A 245-nucleotide genomic window follows, 5' to 3' on the forward strand; every position below is an offset into this window, starting at 1 on the left:
GAAAGCGCGCCGCGCCGAGTGGCGCGTAAATTCGGAGCGCAGCGGAGAATTGCGCAGGCGAAATTCACTTTCGGCGAGCATTTAAATCCAGAGGGCCCCCATAGGACGCTTGCGTTTTATGGGAAAGACTGGCGTATGCCCTCCGACACCGTGGCGGCTCTGTGGATGGAGAAACTGAAGGGGCTGGAGTAAGGTCCCCCCTAGTCGCCTCGCGCGCGAAAGCGCGCCGCGCCGAGTGGCGCGTA

The 245-nt window shown here is 62.4% G+C and carries 1 protein-coding gene; it reads left to right on the forward strand.

The annotated features are described in order from the left end of the window. A partial coding sequence (locus tag I6E42_RS12655; RefSeq protein ID WP_235372373.1) for a hypothetical protein occupies positions 1-192 on the forward strand: 192 nt, incomplete at its 5' end. Between the last annotated feature and the right edge of the window lie 53 nt (positions 193-245).

It is taken from the genome of Pseudoflavonifractor phocaeensis, from assembly GCF_021531815.1.
GTDB classification, from domain to species: Bacteria; Bacillota; Clostridia; order Oscillospirales; family Oscillospiraceae; genus Lawsonibacter; species Lawsonibacter phocaeensis_A.